The sequence below is a fragment of the Bremerella sp. P1 genome, assembly GCF_028748185.1.
GTDB lineage: Bacteria > Planctomycetota > Planctomycetia > Pirellulales > Pirellulaceae > Bremerella.
In genome coordinates this window covers 1,875,951-1,893,534 of sequence record NZ_CP118164.1, presented here as the reverse complement: position 1 = coordinate 1,893,534, position 17,584 = coordinate 1,875,951, and the positions used below count along the sequence as shown (strand labels likewise).

General features: G+C 53.6%; 12 protein-coding genes. 7 read left to right on the top strand and 5 right to left on the bottom strand.

Annotated features, from left to right (window positions below; all coding sequences use genetic code 11):
- Position 1 precedes the first annotated feature (1 nt).
- From PSR63_RS07765 to PSR63_RS07750, 4 genes are read right to left on the bottom strand one after another with little or no spacing between them, the layout of a single operon-like run.
- Complete coding sequence (locus tag PSR63_RS07765; protein WP_274332165.1) at positions 2 to 1,552, bottom strand: histidine phosphatase family protein; 1,551 nt, start codon at positions 1,550 to 1,552, stop codon at positions 2 to 4.
- A 5-nt stretch (positions 1,553 to 1,557) separates the two neighbouring features.
- Positions 1,558 to 2,187: a 2'-5' RNA ligase family protein gene (locus tag PSR63_RS07760; RefSeq protein WP_274332164.1), complete on the bottom strand. Its 630-nt coding sequence runs from the start codon at positions 2,185 to 2,187 to the stop codon at positions 1,558 to 1,560.
- A gap of 3 nt (positions 2,188 to 2,190) precedes the next feature.
- Complete coding sequence (locus PSR63_RS07755) at positions 2,191 to 2,850, bottom strand: L-ribulose-5-phosphate 4-epimerase (RefSeq protein WP_274332162.1); 660 nt, start codon at positions 2,848 to 2,850, stop codon at positions 2,191 to 2,193.
- 58 nt (positions 2,851 to 2,908) lie between these two features.
- Complete coding sequence (locus tag PSR63_RS07750) at positions 2,909 to 4,003, bottom strand: GtrA family protein (protein ID WP_274332160.1); 1,095 nt, start codon at positions 4,001 to 4,003, stop codon at positions 2,909 to 2,911.
- A gap of 345 nt (positions 4,004 to 4,348) precedes the next feature.
- Between PSR63_RS07750 and PSR63_RS07745 the strand changes: the two genes are divergently transcribed.
- The 7 genes from PSR63_RS07745 (at position 4,349) to PSR63_RS07715 (ending at position 15,398) form a co-directional block, all read left to right on the top strand.
- Positions 4,349 to 6,223, top strand: coding sequence for a hypothetical protein (locus PSR63_RS07745; protein ID WP_274332158.1), 1,875 nt, complete (start codon positions 4,349 to 4,351; stop codon positions 6,221 to 6,223).
- A 283-nt stretch (positions 6,224 to 6,506) separates the two neighbouring features.
- On the top strand, positions 6,507 to 7,826 hold the full coding sequence (locus tag PSR63_RS07740; protein ID WP_274332156.1) for a DUF1552 domain-containing protein: 1,320 nt from the start codon (positions 6,507 to 6,509) through the stop codon (positions 7,824 to 7,826).
- Entirely contained in the window at positions 7,823 to 10,315 is a 2,493-nt protein-coding gene (locus PSR63_RS07735) for a DUF1588 domain-containing protein (RefSeq protein ID WP_274332154.1), read from the top strand. Before PSR63_RS07740 ends, PSR63_RS07735 begins: the two co-directional genes overlap by 4 nt.
- Positions 10,316 to 10,513: 198 nt before the next feature.
- Entirely contained in the window at positions 10,514 to 11,134 is a 621-nt protein-coding gene (locus tag PSR63_RS07730; protein WP_274332153.1) for a biliverdin-producing heme oxygenase, read from the top strand.
- On the top strand, positions 11,131 to 13,410 hold the full coding sequence (locus tag PSR63_RS07725; protein ID WP_274332151.1) for an ATP-binding protein: 2,280 nt from the start codon (positions 11,131 to 11,133) through the stop codon (positions 13,408 to 13,410). The genes PSR63_RS07730 and PSR63_RS07725 overlap by 4 nt, the downstream gene beginning before the upstream one ends.
- A gap of 2 nt (positions 13,411 to 13,412) precedes the next feature.
- On the top strand, positions 13,413 to 13,799 hold the full coding sequence (locus PSR63_RS07720) for a response regulator (protein ID WP_274332149.1): 387 nt from the start codon (positions 13,413 to 13,415) through the stop codon (positions 13,797 to 13,799).
- A gap of 12 nt (positions 13,800 to 13,811) precedes the next feature.
- Positions 13,812 to 15,398, top strand: coding sequence for a hybrid sensor histidine kinase/response regulator (locus PSR63_RS07715; protein WP_274332148.1), 1,587 nt, complete (start codon positions 13,812 to 13,814; stop codon positions 15,396 to 15,398).
- A 24-nt stretch (positions 15,399 to 15,422) separates the two neighbouring features.
- Here the strand turns inward: PSR63_RS07715 and PSR63_RS07710 are convergent, their stop codons facing one another.
- Positions 15,423 to 17,390 carry a fructose-bisphosphatase class III gene (locus PSR63_RS07710; protein WP_274332147.1) on the bottom strand — a complete coding sequence of 656 codons (1,968 nt, stop codon included), beginning with the start codon at positions 17,388 to 17,390 and terminating at the stop codon, positions 15,423 to 15,425.
- Positions 17,391 to 17,584 lie beyond the last annotated feature (194 nt).

The following is a 17,584-nucleotide window of genomic DNA, read 5'->3' as shown; positions in this document are numbered from 1 at the left end:
CCTATCTCATGGAGTCCGAAAAGGATTGGAAGATCTGACGCTCGACCTCAGGTGACAAATCGAGGTAGACGCCATGCTCGGGTGTACGGATGAACGTGATCGGGGCCAGGTGAGGAATCTTGAGTCGATACCACTGCGAGCGCGGAACACCCAATGCATTGCCCACCAGGCAGCGTAAGACCACATTGTGCGTGCAGGTCACGGTATCGGTTTGGCTGTTGTCCCAGACATCGGTCATTGCCTCGAGCGATCGTTGTAGAACGTCCTCGGTGCATTCCCCGCCAGGAAAACGGGGGTCCTGGCCTTGTTGCCAGGCCTGAAACAAAGCCGGGTGCGAATTCCGGGCGGCTTGAACCGTCATGCCTTCGCAGGCCCCGTAGTTGATTTCCTGGAGCCGATCGTCCGTTTCAACTTCGACCCCTGGATCCATCGATGCCAATGATTGCCGGCATCGCGTTTGGGGAGATGAATAGTATCGCGGGCTTGTCAGGGAAGCGACGGCCGCGTTCAGATCACTCAAGGCCGCGGCTTCTAGCGGCAGAATCTCAGGATTGCTTCTTCCCAGGAATCGAACCGAACCATCCTCGGCATAGTTTTGCGGTGTCGGAGCATGGCGGAAGACGACATGACGCGTTGCTTCGGCGTGAAAGATCGAACGGAATTGTTCTTCGAAGATCGCGGCAAACGACTCTAGGCGTTCGTCTAAGTTGTCTACCGGAGGATCGAATTGTTGACTGTGTTTGCAGGCAGAGAGTTCCCCAAAGAATGCTCGGATGGAAGACTCTTCGGCGGGGAAGTAGCGAAAGAAAGCCGTCTGCAATTCTTCGCTTGGCAAATCTCGATTTGATCGCGTGAGTAGCTTGACGACGTTCTTCATGAGGAAGCGGATGATGTGATACGCGAACTCGTGTTGATCGCGGACCGTCATCGGCTTGAGTTGCTTCCGTTCTTCATACGAGACGTCATTGCAGATAAGTTCTCGATACGAAACGACGCGTGCTCGATAGTCGTTGAGGTAGTCGGTAATACTTCGCCGGGCACTAACAAAGTGTCTTGGTTGAAGTGCAAACGCCGGATAGATGTCGGCCATCGACGCACGGTGATTTACCGGCGAAAGCTGCCAGTCGAAGCAGGTAAAGGGGCTTTCGATCACATGCTTGACGTGGGCTTCTCGCGAATACAGCATCAAGTGCAAAACGGCCGTTTGCTCGTCGTTGAACTTCAGCGGACCGAGCGTTGGGTTGATGCGAAGCTTCCAGCCGTGGGCTTGAACGACAGGCTCGAGCTGCTGTTGAAAAGCGGCTTGCAGGCTATCAAAACGTTCCCGCTGAAGCTGGTCGACGATGACGATGTAGTCGATGTCACTCACGCCTGAGAGATCGTCGCTGTTAAGAAAGCTGCCGGTCAGTGTGGCCGAAAGTACCCAGGGAATGGAGTCCGCAACCGAATGCAACGCATGGACAATCTCGCGCTTCATGGGAGGAAGCGAATTGAGATCGAACGTAGCATCGTGATCGGAAGGGTGCTGTTTGGCCACTTGGTTTTCAGGCATGCATTTCACCGAAGGTCAAACGAGAAGATGGGATGTGATTCACCATCAATGACGCGATATTGTGTCAAGCTTGGACAGGCAATGTCCCCGGATGGTGGAGTCGGGAGCAACTTGTCGGCGACAGCCGGCCAGTCCGATGGACGGATCGAGGCAATCGTGAAATGAGGATGCCAGCCTGAGCCCCAAAAGGGAAAGCCAACGGATTCGACGGCCTCGCGCTGCTCGGGTGCGAAGTGGTCCCAAGCCTCGGCGTAACGCTGTTTTGTAGCGGACTTGTCGTAGCGTCCCTGCAGCGCTGATCCGATCTGTTTTTGGATCGATCGCAACAGGCTTTGCGAAGGTTCGTCGAAGTTGACGACCAAGGTTCGGTTGCCTGTCATGGGATCGGCATCGAACACATGCCAGCCGGTTGTCCGAAGCGTGGGAGCCGAAATCGATTTGGCCAGGTTGACCACGTAGGGGGAAAGATCGGTTCCCTCCGCAAATCGAGCCAGGTAGGCCGTCATGTGAGGCGGCTCGTTCAGGAAAACCTGGTTTCCTACAAGCTCACGCACTGTCTGTTTGTATGCGTTAATCGTTCGGCTGAATTCTGGCGATGGATCAACCGAGATGAAATCGGTGACAAACGAGGTCATCTCTTAGGCGGCCTTCTTTTGCCCGTAGCGATTCTGATAACGATCGTGGTACTTCGCGGCAGCCTCGAAGGAGAGGATCTTCACTTCGCCCAATTGCTTGGCCAGAAAGACCGTCTTGGCGACGTCTTCGGTCATGACTGCCGCTTTGAGAGCGGCTTTCGGGCTGGGACCCCAGGCAAAAACGCCGTGATTGGCCAGGAGGATTGCCGGTGCTTTACCACGATGCTTGAGGATGCAGTTTCCGATGGAGTGGTCATCGCAGTCTGCAAACGGTGCACACGGGATCTCGCCGCCAAATTCATCTGCGATCGCCGTCAGGCAAAGGGGGATGCTGGAATGAACGGCGGCAAACGAACTGGCATAGTTGCTATGCGTATGAATGATGCCGTTGACCTCTGGCATGTTGCGGTAAAGCGCCAGGTGGTGAGGCAGGTCGACGCTCGGACGAAGGTCGCCGGAGACCACTTCGCCACTTTCCAGGTCCACTTCGACCAGCATCTCTGGTTTTAGCGTGTCGTAGTCGACACCGGATGGCTTGATCACCAAATGGCCCGATTCACGATCCAGACCGCTAGCATTGCCCGAGTGCATCGTCACAAGACCGGTCTGAGGGAGCATCTTGTTGGCGTAACAAACGGCTTCCCGAAGTTCTGTAAGATTCATATTGGCAATCCTTTGCGATGAATCGGGATGAGGCTCAAAAGCCGATCTTTCCGTTGCGTTAAGCTGCCGCTTTGTTGGGGTATTGAACGCGCCGTCGGATTTCGTCGACTGCTAAAATCGGGTTCTCCGCACGCAGAATTGCAGAAGCGGAGACGACATATTTGGCTTCGATTTGGGAGATGGTCGAAGAGTTCACTCCGCCATCGAACATTAGCTCAAAGTTGTACTTTGAACGCATGGAGTTCAAAGCGGCAACAAGGTCGATCGCTTCCTTGCAGATCTCTTGACCCGATTGACCTGGTTTGGCAATTCCCAAAACCATAATGAAATCGACGTGATTTAAGAAGGGCAATAAATCGGCAGGGTCGTTGCCGACTCGCCAAACGACCCCGACTTTCTTCCCGTGCTGGCGACACTGAAAGATTAGCTTGTTCAGGTCTTCTTCAATTTCCAGATGGAAAAGGACCCAATCGACATCATTCCAGACACGATCCAGCCATCGCGAAGGCTGTCGCGTCATCAAGTGCAGAGCAACCTGCCGATGGGGCCAATACTTGCGAGCTTCCTGAAGCTTGAAAACGTTGACGGGTGCGGGGTTATCCCCCATGGTCTCATCGACCAAATCTACGTGGATATGATCGCAGCTGTCACCGACCGAATCGAAAATGGCCCCTACGTCTTCATCTGACGCGGCGTAGACGGCGACCCCCAGGTTACGAGCTTGATCGAAGGTGAAATAGCGGTGCAGCGTGTAAGCAAAAGAGAATAGAGCGGCCGCCGTGCCCAGACGGAGAACCCAATAAAGTGAGTCTGTCGAGACCTCGACATACGAGATTACGGTCATGTTCAGCGCAAATGATGACACGGACACGACCGAGTATTTGGTAAAGGTGCTCAGCAAGTACTTGGGTGCGACTTGAAAGTTAAGCTTCGCATTGAGGATGTAGCCAAAAACGATGCCGAAAACGAGCGCTGCCGATGCCCGGCCAAGGCGTGGCCAGCTCTCAGGCATGATTGTGTTCATCACGGCCAATTCAAGGCAGATCGATGCCATCCCGATCAGGATGAATCCGATCAGATATCGAAAGCGATACCAGTGCGAAAGAATGGTTTGGCGACGAAGCCACTGCAGAACGTTGTTTGGGGATTCCATGGCCAACTTGCTCGAGCGATCGAAGAATACGATCTGGTCAAAGCCATTTGTCTCGGAAAATGGCTGCCTCAACAGGCTTTATGTAGCGCGGGAGGGTGGAGAGTAGATATCAAATGACGCTTCCTGGTGCAACAGGAAACAGGCTTAGATCAGGCCGCGGCCTTCACGGAGAACCGCAACCTATGGGGCAATTTCGCCGAGGAATTCGCGGGTTTCATTGTTTTTCTATTCTTCCAGGCCTGCCCGCTTTGTTGATTCATCTTGGTGGAATTCCGCGACCAAGTTATTCTGTCACGCTCATTACTCGAGACGAGAACCAGAGTGGCGTGAAACGATTGGTTTGGGGTGATTGATATCACTGCTATCACGGTAGAACCATCGCAGGGAACGCGAGATGCGATGATTGCTGATTCGACCGAAACACCAGACCCCGATTTCGAGCCCGTTTCGACGCGTCGTCTCGTGATCGTGTTTCTCGCGACGGCCTTGATAGGCATGCTGCTTGCCTATGCGGTCCTCTTCATCGCGGCCTACAACAAGTACTGTGGTGATTGGGGAGGGATGATTCTTCCTGGGTACCATTTCGGTGTTCCCGAGCGGTTGATGGAAGAAGGGTACTATCCGAATCAAGAGATCGGCTGGGATGGGCAGTTCTATTACCTCCAAGCGAATTACCTGCTTCCCCACCCAGATGCTTACACCCACATTGATGCACCTCCGTATCGCTATCAACGGATCGGTCTGCCAATCGTGGCACGCTTGCTGAGCGAACTAATGGGAAGCGATTATGTTTCGCCCCATACGTTTCTCTTTGCTTCGCTGCCATTTGTCGGGATCGCCATGGGGACGCTCGCCGCATGGCTAGTGGCTAATCGATACTCGCCGCTATGGTGTCTCGGGTGGGCAGCGAATGTGGGTATTCCTATTTGTCTGCTGCACGGGCAGCCGGATCCGCTGGCCGATGTGTTTTTCATCTTGGCCATGCTGGCGCTCATTCGTGGGATGACCCTAACGTATGCCGCGGCCGCTTCCATGATGTGTTTGACGCGAGAACCTTACTTCGCGATCGCTGGAACGGTTGCCGCTGCATCGGTTGCCGGACTCGTTCCCTGGAAAGGGGCCTCGGAAAGTGGTGGTTGGGTCGTTGTGGTTCTACGCCGACTAGGTTGGGAACGCCTGGCCAACCGGTTGATGGTTGCGCCTGATGACAGGGTGCCCCCTACCGTTTTCGACGGAAGGCCTAATGCCTGGAATTATTGGGCGTATCGAACGTCCCTCTGGCAATTTGCCCTCGTCGCGATTCCGTGTGCTGTGTTTATTGGTTGGCAGATCTATCTGCGTGCCTTTTTTGGGCAATCCGGTTCCGAGTCGGCAGGCGGGGTGATTCTTGACCTTCCCTTCGTGGCGTTCTTTCGAACGGCGATCGCTTCCCCCAGCCTCTTGATGCGTCCCTTTTACTTTGCCATGATGCTTCTGGGATTCTTCGTCCTGTGGAACATTCGCAAAATCTCTTCCTTGTCACTGATTCTGCTTCCGTATTTCGTCGTCCTCTCGATGATGTCCCAGACCGTTTGGATTGACCTGAGTGGCTACTCGAAGGCCATGGGGACCGTCTTGGCGTTCATGGTGATTGCCTTGCCATGGCTTACCAAGGGATTCAATCGAGTGCTTATGGTGATTCTGGTTGGGGCGGTACTGACCTACACGCAGTGCCTGCGAGAAGTTTTGGGAGAGGTGCGACTGGTTCCAATTTCCGACTATCAAATCTTGCAGCCATTCAGTGCCGATGATCCGGATCCGCCAGGCGCTCCAGACCTGGCCAGCTCCATTGAATTGGATCAGGACGAGCTGAAGCGACTGATCACCGAAAAGCGAGGTGCCTACCAGTTCGTGTTAGGGGGAATGCGTTTCCCCCAGTCCTATGTGGCTATCCCCATAACCGTCACCAATGAAGGCGAGACATCTTGGCCGCGAACACGTAAAAATGCCATCCATCTCGCTTATTCTTGGGCCGATGAGTCAGGTTCAACTCAGTCGATGCCGCCGATCGAGATCCCCTTTGAGGTTGCTCCTGGAGAATCCTTCCAGCGGCAAGCACATCTTCTTCTGCCGCGTTCGCCCGGTAAATACACGCTGCGACTCATGATGGGGCAAGGAAAATACACACGCAGTGCCGAGAATCCAGAGCGACAATTGAGAATCCCCGTCACGATTCGCTGAAACCGGGTTTTCAGGGGTGAAGTGGAATTGAAAAGGCCTACGATTCGTCCAAAAAATTGAATGCTTCCCGGCGATTTCCGTAGTCTTGGGCCATTCATGCCGATATACTAAAAAACGTAAACCCTACCCACCAACATCTTGCAAACGTTCCCACCATTTCCTTATTTGCTTCGCAGAATCTCCCATTGCGAAACTCCCCACGAAAGAGATCAAGCGTTCTCTTGCCGTGCTATAAGCAAATAGCAAAGGCAATTGACCTCCTTGATTTGCGGAAGGATCGATCATGCTTAACCGTAGAACCATGCTGCAGGCAGTGGCATCCGGCGCCGGTGCTGCCCTGGGACTTCCCTTAACTTCCCAGCGTTTGTTGGCATCGACTCCGGAGAACACCACGCCGAAACGCATTATCTTCTTCATGCAGAATCAGGGCTTTGATCCGGCCACCTGCATTCCCAAGGGGATTCATAACAGCGGTTCCTTGGCTCAAGCCGAATTGCCAGAACCGATCAGCCCCCTGGAGCCGTACAAAGATCGCCTGCACATTATCAATGGTTTGCATGGCATCCATACCAGTCCGTCGCATAGCGCGTTCTTTGGCGCGTTGGGTGGCTATCGTGGTGGGGATGGTGTTCCGCCAAGTGGTTCGACGATCGACTACGAGTTGAGCAAGGCACTACCTCAGACGCTTTTGCCGCATCTGTGTATCGGTATGGACTCGATCGAGAACATGACCACGAAGCCGACGTTGGCGACCCTTTCTGCCAGCGGTGCCGGTCAACCGATCTTCATGCACTCGAACCCCAATCACCTCTATCAGATGTTGTATGGCAGCATCTCGACAGGTGACATTCGCCGGCAGCACGAGGCGCGGTCCAACGTTTTCAATCAGATAGAACTCCTGGCGGCCGCCAAGGGAGAGTCTCTCCCCGCAACCGATGGTCTGCGTTATCAGCAATTCGTGAACGGATTCCAGGACATCAATGGTCTGCGTGAACGTCTTGATACTGTCTCCGACCACTTGAAGAAGTTCGCACCGGAAGTGGACGAGCGATACACGAATCCGGAACACGAGACCGATTGGCACGATGTCTTGTTGGACCTGGGAATCTCGGCGCTTACCTCGGGGATCACAAACACCCTGACGATCGGATCGGGGCGAGGGGAAATCTTCGGAGCTTGGAAAGGCTTGGGAATAGAGCAGCAAGGACACAACCTTGGGCACATGAAGCAGCCTGACAATCCAATCTGGATCAAGATCCGCCAGTACAACAGCCGGATGTTGGTGAAGATTATCGAATCGCTGGAAAGCGTGCCCGAAGGCAGTGGCACCATGATGGACAACACGCTGATCGTTTACACCAGCAATAATGCGGATAGTCAGCATACACGAGGTGCCAATTGGCCGGTCATGCTCTTGGGTAATTTCGACGGCGCATTCAAGACCGGTCGCTTCACCCAGATCGACGGCAACCGTCCGATCAATGCCCTCTATACTTCGCTGCTGCGAGCCGCAGGCGTAACGTGCGATCGCTTCAACATGGATGAAAAGCTGGCCAAGAAGTTTGACGACGGTAACGGACCACTCAAGGAACTGCTTGTATGAGCAAGCTTGCATACGCTTGTGCCGGGTTGTTCTGGTGTGGCTTACTTGCGGTCGCAAACGCTCAGGCATACACGCCTGGTCAACACGTTGAAAAGGACTTTCGCAGCTTTGCAAAACCGCTTCTGGCCACGTACTGTGGGGACTGCCACGGTGAGAAAGATCCTGAAGCGAACGAAGGCAATTTTTCGCTGCATGACCTGGACGCCGTCGATGGCATAAACGCACAGGCTTGGAATTCGGTATGGGCACAAGTCACTTTGAAGCAGATGCCTCCGAAAGATATGCCTCAGCTGGAGGTAGTGGAAAGGCTTCAGCTTTCCGACTGGATCGTGCAGGAGCTTTCCCGGGCACTGAAAGACAAAGGCGGTTTTCAGGCACATCTCGATCCGGGCAAGGGTAACTTTGTCGATCATGATCTGCTGTTCGGGCCATTGCCCGATGATATTCAGCTTCAGCCAACTTCGTCACCGGCACGAATCTGGCGGGTAACTCCCCAAGAGCACATCACGCGGCTGAATGAGCTGATCAACAGCGAGCCGGCGTTCGATCCCTCCAAGCCTGGTTTACGAGCTCATGGTGATGCCGTTCCGACCAATCATGGTGGGGAACTGAAGCTTTACTTTGGCGTCGATCGCATCATCAAGTGGCAAGGAGGAACGGTCGCCTATGCCACTGCCGTGAAGAGTGTTCCGGCGGTGCTTTCCTCGTCGCGCGATCACGGGCTGAAGAACTATCCTCACTTCCATACGGTGAATAGCGCCGAAGCGACTCAGATCATCAACATTGCCGAGGATGTGATTCGCTATATGGCCTACGGCCCGCTGAGCATTGCCGAGCCGTATCAAATCACCGATGACCCAAACTCGATTCGAGACAAGATGCAGGGCGACCTTCGTGGTCTGCCTACGTCGATCGTTTACAACACCAAGATTGTGCGTCCTCTAACGCCGGTGTATGACCTGATGAAGGAGGAGGGAGCAGACGAAGAAAAAGTTCGAGCGGCCGTCGACTATCTTTTCGAGGCACTCACTTTTCGTCCCCCCGCACCCCAGGAGTCGGACGCCTACGTAACGATTGTTCAACAATCGATCGGTAAGCTTGGCAAAGAAGAAGGAGCCATACTGGGCCTGTCGTCGATCTTTCTCGATCGCGATGCCTTGTTTCGGACGGAACTGGCAGCCAACGGCAAGACTGACAGCGACGGCCGTGTGATGCTCCAAGATTGGGAACTAGGCTTAGCGGTCAATCACGCGTTTCGCTATATCCCGCCTGATGAAGCATTGCGTGAGGCAATCATCGAAGGTCGGATGCGGACTAAAGCTGACGTAAAGCGTGAAGTCGAGCGGATGTTGGCTGACGACAGCATTCGGAAACCACGCATCTTGCAGTTCTTCCGAGATTACTTCGATTACGATCTGGGCGGTTACATTTGCAAAGACACCAAGGCCCTTGCGGATACTGGCGTTGGTGGTGGACAGGGCTATTACTTCTCGATGTTCGATGCGACCGCGAGCACGGACCGCTTGGTGGAATTGATTCTGGCGGAAGACAAGGATGTTCTGAAGCAGTTGCTAACCACCGATAAGGTTGTTGCTACCAGGAGCGACAGCATCGTCTTCGGGGAAAGGCGTTCTCAGAAGGAAACCGCCAAATCGATTGCCGAAGCAAGACAGAGGCACGATGCCGAACTCGAAGCCTGGCAGAAAGAAAATCCTGGCAAAAAGCCACCGAAGTCGCTGGCCAACAAGGGAAAGAACATCAATCACAAGGTGGACGAAGCGAAACTGTCAGGCGACAAGATCTATGCCCGTGTCGGACGGCGTAGCTTTGGTGCTGGGTCAATGAAACCAGACCGCGTTCTCGCCACGGTGCCAGAGGGGCAACGACTTGGCATCCTGACACATCCCACTTGGCTTGTGTCTCATTCGGACGCGATGGACAATCACGCGATCCGTCGTGGACGATGGGTCTACGAACGGCTGCTTGGTGGCGGCATTCCCGATGTGCCGATCACGGTTGATGCCATGCTGCCCGATGAACCGCATCACACGCTGCGTGAGAGGATGCGGGTGACGCGCGAGTCATACTGCTGGACCTGCCACCAGAAGATGGATCCCTTGGGTTTACCTTTTGAAATGTACAACCATGCCGGTCTCTTTCGAAAGACCGAACTGGAGAAGCCGGTCGACACGTCAGGTGAGATCATCGATTCGGGTGATCCTGAACTGGACGGTGAGGTTGCCAATGCCATCGAGCTGATCCAGAAGATCGCCGAAAGCGAGCGAGCCGAGCAGGTCTTCGTTCGTCATGCCTTCCGGTTTTGGATTGGGCGCAACGAGACGCTCAACGACCGGCCCGTTCTGCAGGATGCCTACCGTGCCTACAAGGAAAGCGGAGGGAGCATGAAAGCAATGTTGACCTCATTGCTCACATCCGACGCTTTCCTGTACCGCTCCCATTCTGGTCTCGATGCCAGCCACGGCAACTAACGCGGCTGGCGAATTGTTGTCTCAGCCGGTTGACGAAAGCCAATCTAGCGCTATGATGAGGTTTCTCGGGGGATTTGCTTCTACGGCTGTGCTTATCTGTATGGATTGAGCGGATCCGTACGAAGTAGGCGTGCTTAGGGCACGTTTCGATACTCGATTTCTATTTCTTACTCGGGTCCAACGAAACCTCCCATTTCTATGTCTCCGCTTACCGAAAATAACAAATCGGACGCTAGTTCTGCGCTTAAATCGGCGACAGACGACCTCCATCGACAAGTCGAAGAGTCGATCGATTGGCGGGCAAATCTCGGTGATCTTAGGGCTTACCAGCAGTTCCTAACCAAAATTTGCTACTTCATTTCCCCGGCCGATCGAATCATCGAGGAGTATTTCGGGGTATTGGAAAGTTGGGTCGCTTCTCGCCGCACGGCGGCATGGGCTCAATCGGACCTGGGCGAACTGACAGCCAAGTATATTGGTGCGGCGCATATTGAGTCCTGCGATGACCAGCCTCCAGCAGATGAGCTATATCGTTGGGTGAAAGGTCCAGCAGACGCCGCCGGGATTCTGTACGTGTTGGAAGGATCGACGATGGGGAGCCTATTCCTCTGCAACCTGGCCTGTACCAATTTCGATTCTTCAGCCGATGCGCCGGTGAAGTTTCTCAGTGCCTACGGCAAAGGTACTGCACGTCGCTGGCAGGAAACCAAGCTTTGGTTAGATCGCTTTCTCACTACCGAGGATGAAGTGGCAACAGCCGTCAGTGCTGCCCGAAGAATGTTCCAGATTTATGGTGGTCAACTAAGTTCCAGAGCATGACAGATCCTGAATCACCAACGAAAAGGTCCGAAGTTGATTTAACTAATTGTGACCGCGAACCGATTCACTTGGCCGGTGCTGTGCAGCCGCATGGTGCCTTGCTGGCGTTTGGTCTAGGCGACCTATCACTAAGACATGTGTCGCAGAACGCGGATCAGTGGTTTAAGGCAATTCCGGAAATTGGGGCGACGGTTCACGGACTGTTTGACGAAGCCTCGTGTGAATTGTTGCAAATCGTGGCAACCGGCTTACGCAATGTCGTCCGTCCCATCAAGCTTCGAGCACTGGGAGCAGGCTCGGAGCTGCCGTTCTCCGCAGCTGCCCATGTTTATCAGGGAAGGCTCATCGTCGAGCTTGAGCAGCCGGCAGCTGAGAAAGACTCAACGGAGAAGCTCGGAGAGCTGAGCTTGCCTCTGCAACTCACCAAGGCAAACCAGCGATTGCAGCAGAGTACCGATCTGAAGCGACTTTACCAGGTGATCGCCGATGAGATGCGGGATATTAGCGGCTTCGATCGAGTCATGCTTTACCGATTTGCTGACGACAATCATGGTGAAGTCATCGGCGAGTCAGTCGTCGAAGGCAAAGGTTCGTTTCTCGGGCTGCACTATCCGGCAACCGATATTCCTGAGCAGGCACGCCGGCTCTATATTCTCAATACGGTCCGTTCGATTGGTGATGTGAACGCAAGTGCGGTGCCGATTCTTCCTGGATGTCACGCCGATGCGGAGCAACCGCTCGATTTAAGTCTTAGCTGTTTTCGGGCCGTATCGCCGGTACATATCGAGTATTTGCAGAACATGGGGGTTCAGGCTTCCATGTCGATCTCCATTGTTATCGATAATCGCCTGTGGGGATTGATTGCCTGTCATCACTACTCGGCAAAACCGCTTCGCCTGGAAGAACGCGCTGCATGCGAGATCATGGGGCTTGTCATTGGGAACTACCTTTCAGCACGAGAACAGTCGGAAATCAATCACGAACGTGTTCGCCGGCGACGAAACTTTCATAACGTGCTGGACCTGATTACGCAGAATACCGATGTGTGGAGATCAATCGATACCATTTGGCCCGAGTTGCAGCAGGTTGTCGATTCCAATGGATTAGGCGTCGTTTCTGAGCGAAATGTGCAACTGCTTGGCTCAACCCCTTGTGCTGAGGTGGTTCAATCGATCGTCCAGCATGCAGAATCAACCCAAAAGGAAACGGTCGGTATCTGGGACACGCACTGTCTTGCGGATTCCGTTCCAGGCTATCTGGTTGAGGACGAGAGCAAAGTTTGCGGATGCCTTGCCGTACCACTTTCGGCCCCGGAGGCCAATTGGCTCCTGTTCTTCCGCGATGAATATGTCAGCGAAGTGACGTGGGCCGGTAATCCTGAAAAGTCGACGGTTCAATCCGAGAATGGAATCCGACTTTCACCACGGAAATCGTTTGAGCAGTGGAAGACAACCGTTCATCGGCAATCGAAACGATGGGCGTTAGTTGACCGCGAAATGGCGGAAGAACTTCGTAGTGGCTTGGTCGAACTTCTTAGTCTTCGTGCTGCCGAACTAGTTCGCTTGAACGACGAGCTTGCCAGCATCAATGCCGACCTGGATTCCTTTGCCTACGCCGCATCGCATGATCTACGTGAGCCATTGCGTGGGATCAAGCAGACGGCTTTTCTTTTGAGGCGCGAATTGGGCGTCGAACTGAATGAGGCGACGGAGGGACGATTGGCGACATTGTCGAAGCTTGCGTCCCGGATGGACGAATTGATTCAAGGGTTGCTCAGGCTCTCTCGAGCAGGGCAGGGCAATCTTGAATTCGAGAGAGTTGACCTCAAAGAAGTTGTCCACGAGGCTCTGGAAATGGTTGTTGGTCGACCGACTCCCAGTGGAATTGAGGTCTCGATCGAAAGCAATGCGATCCTTTGGGCCGACTACCTCTGCGTCCGCGAACTATTTACCAACTTGATCGCCAATGGAATCAAGTACAACCAAAACAGCCTAAAGCATTTGAGAGTAGGTGTTTGGCAAGGCCGTGATGCTGACCATGAGAATCAGGCCGTTCTCTACGTGCGGGATAACGGCATAGGAATTGCTTCGGAGAATGTGGAAGAAGTCTTTCAGGTGTTTCGCCGCCTTCACTTGCCAGATGAATTTGGTGGTGGATCGGGTGCCGGTTTGACAATCTGCCAGAAAATTGTCACCCGTCACGGTGGCAAGATATGGATAGAATCCGAGCCAGGGCAAGGTTCGACCATATTTTTTACTCTCGAACAGGTTGAATAGTCATGTCCCAAGCAATCATATGCTTCGTCGAAGATAGCGATCTGGATTACGAGGTGGGAACCATGGCCGTACGTCTTGTGCATCCCAACGCGGAAATTGTTCGGGCAAAGTGTTGCGCCGAAGGCAAGAGGATAATTGAAGAGCTCGTTCCGCAACTGATCTTACTTGATCTTAATTTGACTCGCTGTAAGGGATTTGAACTGCTCGCACAACTTGCCGAAACGTTGCCGGAACGTCTACGCCGCGTCGTTGTGCTGACGACTTCTTCAAGTCCCGCGGATCGCGAGATGGCGTTGAAGCTTGGTGCAGCCGACTTTTACACCAAGTCTCCCGACCCGGATCAATACATGTTAACTGTTCGTCAAATCGCCTCGGAATTGACTAGCTAGGCCAGGACTGCTTTGAAGTATCATTTTCTTATCATCGACGATTCCGATGTTGATCGTGATGCTGTCATTTCTGCGCTTCGCAAGGACATGAATAGTCGCTATCGGTTTACCGAGGTTTCCACCGGCGCCGAAGGGCTGGCAAAGATCGAAGCTCTCAAATCGGAAGTCGATCTGGTTTTCCTTGACTATCGACTGCCTGACATGGATGCCCGAAGATTTGTCGAGCTTCTCCTGGCCGAATCGAGTATCCCTCCAGTACCGATCGTGCTTGTTACTGGCAGCATTGATTCGAGTGCTTTAGACACGTCTTTTCTCAAACGTGGAGTTCAGGACTTTTTCGGAAAGTCTCAGATTACCGAGCAAATTCTTCCCCGGATTGCCCGCAATGCGATTGAGCGTCACAAGCTATTGCTGAAAGTCGTAGAAAGTGAGCGCAAAGCAGAGCAGGCCATGACGCTGGCCGATCAAGCGAACCGCACCAAGTCCCAGTTTCTTACTTCATTGAGCCATGAACTGCGGACGCCCCTGACCGCAATTATCGGTTTCGCGGAAATCCTTCAGCATGACCTAGAGGCGGATGACGCGGAAAAGATGTTGGGCATGATTGCCAGTAGTGGTGAACATCTACTGGAATTGATTAACGATCTTCTCGATATCGCGAAAGTCGAAGCGGGCACACTCGAGGTTGAGCCTGTGCCGACCGATGTGAGTCGGCTCATCGATGCGGTATGCGAACTTGTGAAGTACCGCGCGACAAGTAGCGGGCTCGATCTTAGGTGGGAGCTGCCACGAAACTGTCCCCAACTTCTTCGAGTCGACCCAGTTCGTTTGCGGCAGATATTGATCAATTTGCTCGGCAATGCCATCAAGTTTACCGACCAGGGTTGGATCAATTGCGAGTCTGAATACGACTACTCGCGGCAGCGTTTGATCATTCGTGTGACCGATACTGGCCCCGGTATTCCTCCGGAAGTTGTCAATCGAATCTTCTTTCCCTTTAACCAAGGACCAGCAAGCCTGGAAAAGAAGCGAATGGGGATCGGGTTGGGCCTCTCCATTAGCCGAGAACTGGCAACGAAGATGGGTGGCTTCCTGAGGCTTGAGAAGACGAGTTCCGCTGGCTCGACCTTTCTCATGGAGCTTGACACGCCGGAGTGTCTGGAGGAAGAGGAACATCGTCAGCCTGAGCAGAAATCGATTGAAGAGACGAATGGTAATGCCTGGAATAACCGTTCGATTCTGATCGCAGAGGATGTCGAGGCGAATCGGTATTTACTGCAGAAGGTGTTCGCCCGATTAGGGGTTCAGCCAGACTTTGCTGAGGATGGGAAGCAAGCTTGCGACATGGTGTTGGCCCGTCAGGTTGAAGGCTCCACATATGACCTGATCATTATGGACATGCAAATGCCGGGCATGGATGGATATGAAGCGACCCGGCTCCTCAAGTCGAAAAAGATCTCGACGCCAGTCATTGCCCTGACGGCTGCTGCACTCAGCGAAGATGTCGAGAGATGCCTCTCTTCTGGGTGCGATCAGGTGCTTGTGAAGCCAGTTAATGTCGCGGAGCTTCGGTCGCTATTCGTTCGATACTTCGCTTAGTACCGGTTTGCCAGGCAACGAAACTTAAGGCTTCGTGATGACGGGACGCTCATGCAGCCGGTTTTCTTGATAAGCTTCGATCAGTCGCTCGAGCATTTCCATCCGGAAGCCGATTCGTTGGCCGCGTTCGGTATCGCCGGTGCGCCGTGGTGAATCAAACACGCGAATGTTCTGAACTTGAGGAATGATATCGACCCCATCCCGGATGGCCGCTTCCACCGATTCGAAGTGAGAATGTTGTGCCAGGACGATGCGATCGGTCTCCAGCACCAGCGTGTAGCCGTAATCTCCGTACGCTTCGGAGAAAGCACCGTCGATTGTAATCGCTTTGCCACTGCGTTTTAGCGGTGATTCGCCGGCCTCGACTTTAACCGGAACATGGCCATTGACGATCAAACCCCTTTCGGCCTGCATGCCAAATTCCTCGAGTACCTTGTCGCAAAAGTCCACTTCGTGGATCAATGTGAAATAGGTGTTCTTCGATTCGTGATGAGGTTTCTTATCTGCGATGAAGTCGCGTTCCAGCGTTGCGATTCGGTCCTTGCCAAACAGAGGAGATCGCGGACCGCTCCATAGGTACCACAGAAAATCGAGGTCGGCCTGTTCGGAATTCACGAAAGCGCGTCGGACGACCGTTTCGATTTCCTCGAACATCGCTCTTCCCGATACCGATTTCTTGTCGATCGTGATCGGCAGAAAGTTGCCATCTGCGTCGACCGGTACACAGCCGTGATAAATCAGGCACTCATCTCGCTTTAAGTACATCGATCCATGACCGACCATGAAGCGCATCTGTTCCCGCAGCTTTTGACTGTTCAGAAATGAATTCTTCAAACGGGAAAGGCAGGCCGCCTCTTCTTCGCTCAGTTGATAAGGATTGTCCGGATCGACTGTCGGGAAGTTGGTGTCGCGAAGGGCGTATGTCTCGCCGTCGATTTCAATGGTCCCCTCCTGGTGATTGATACGGTGCATCAACCTGCGATGTCCCAGTTCCCAGTGAGGGTTGCGCTCGATCATCTGACCTTCGAGCTTGAATTGCATGATCGCCGCTGCTTTTTGCATTCTCGCGACGACTTCTTTGGGCCGCATTCCTTGCCCATTGGGCATGAAGAACTCGGCAGGATCGTCTGCGTAGACGGTATTTGCCAGGTGTTCCAGCGGCGTGAGGGGAACGCTGTAACCTTCATCCAACTGGCCAATGCGTCGATAACGTAGCGAGACTCGCAATACCGTACAGATAGCGGCTTCATGTCCGAGCGAGGCAGCCAGCCAGAGGACATCATGATTGCCCCAAATGAACTCGACATTAGGTTGCAGGCGGAGATATTCCATGACGCGGTCGCCACGTGGTCCCCGGTCCCAGAGGTCCCCAGCAATAATCAGCTCGTCCACGGCCAGGTTACGAATCAACCGCCCCAGCAGATGCACCAAGTGCAAAGCTTTACCACGCCGTACAAGTTCATCAAGGATTGCTCCGATGAACTCCGGGCCTCGTTCCGTCGAGGGTGCGTGCATCATCTCCAGCAGCAATTCTCGGTATTCTGCAGGGAAGAGATTGGTTGCCAATCGAAGGCTAAAATTCGAGACAAGGTAGCGAAGCAGCTCGAGCTGCGGCATGAGCATCTGCAGGGCATAAGCCCGAATTTCTTCTGGCTGTGTAAGCGTTTCTCCGACGCGTGTGGTTACTTCTGCCGGATAAAAAGTCAACTTGAGGAACTCTTCCAACTCGGTTGGGGTCATCGAGTCCGCGAACATGTCTTCCACCAGCGGACGAAGCGTCCCCGATGCATTATTGATGACATGCTGCAGCTTCTTATCTTCGCCGTGGATGTCGCTGATCACATGCACGACCCCCTTGGGCAAAGTCTGCACTGCCGCCAGGCGGGCGGTCTCGGCAATGGCCGCGTCGGCATTGGGGAACTGCAATGCGAGCAATTCCAGGATTGAAAGATCTGCCTTGGGACGCTTAAACGAGTGAGATGTGGTTTGCACGGTAGAACTTGCGTCGAAACTATGGAAACGCGACTACCGCGCCGCTGAATGGGCTGCGGCAGACCAGGCACACTTGGTGATATTCAGCTGAAATAGAAGGCTGGAAATAGTTTACGAATATTGCCGCAGCCGTGCAAACGGTCGAAATTGCGCAGCGCTGTAGTTTACAATTGAGTCAAACTGAACCAACCAAA

What these genes read in the sequence shown, in the direction of transcription:
- PSR63_RS07735 (WP_274332154.1), top strand. Translation starts at nt 7,823, where the DNA reads ATGAGCAAGCTTGCATACGCTTGTGCCGGGTTGTTCTGGTGTGGCTTA.
- PSR63_RS07730 (WP_274332153.1), top strand. Translation starts at nt 10,514, where the DNA reads ATGTCTCCGCTTACCGAAAATAACAAATCGGACGCTAGTTCTGCGCTT.
- PSR63_RS07720 (WP_274332149.1), top strand. Translation starts at nt 13,413, where the DNA reads ATGTCCCAAGCAATCATATGCTTCGTCGAAGATAGCGATCTGGATTAC.
- PSR63_RS07765 (WP_274332165.1), bottom strand. Translation starts at nt 1,552, where the DNA reads ATGCCTGAAAACCAAGTGGCCAAACAGCACCCTTCCGATCACGATGCT.
- PSR63_RS07725 (WP_274332151.1), top strand. Translation starts at nt 11,131, where the DNA reads ATGACAGATCCTGAATCACCAACGAAAAGGTCCGAAGTTGATTTAACT.
- PSR63_RS07740 (WP_274332156.1), top strand. Translation starts at nt 6,507, where the DNA reads ATGCTTAACCGTAGAACCATGCTGCAGGCAGTGGCATCCGGCGCCGGT.
- PSR63_RS07750 (WP_274332160.1), bottom strand. Translation starts at nt 4,003, where the DNA reads ATGGAATCCCCAAACAACGTTCTGCAGTGGCTTCGTCGCCAAACCATT.
- PSR63_RS07755 (WP_274332162.1), bottom strand. Translation starts at nt 2,850, where the DNA reads ATGAATCTTACAGAACTTCGGGAAGCCGTTTGTTACGCCAACAAGATG.
- PSR63_RS07760 (WP_274332164.1), bottom strand. Translation starts at nt 2,187, where the DNA reads ATGACCTCGTTTGTCACCGATTTCATCTCGGTTGATCCATCGCCAGAA.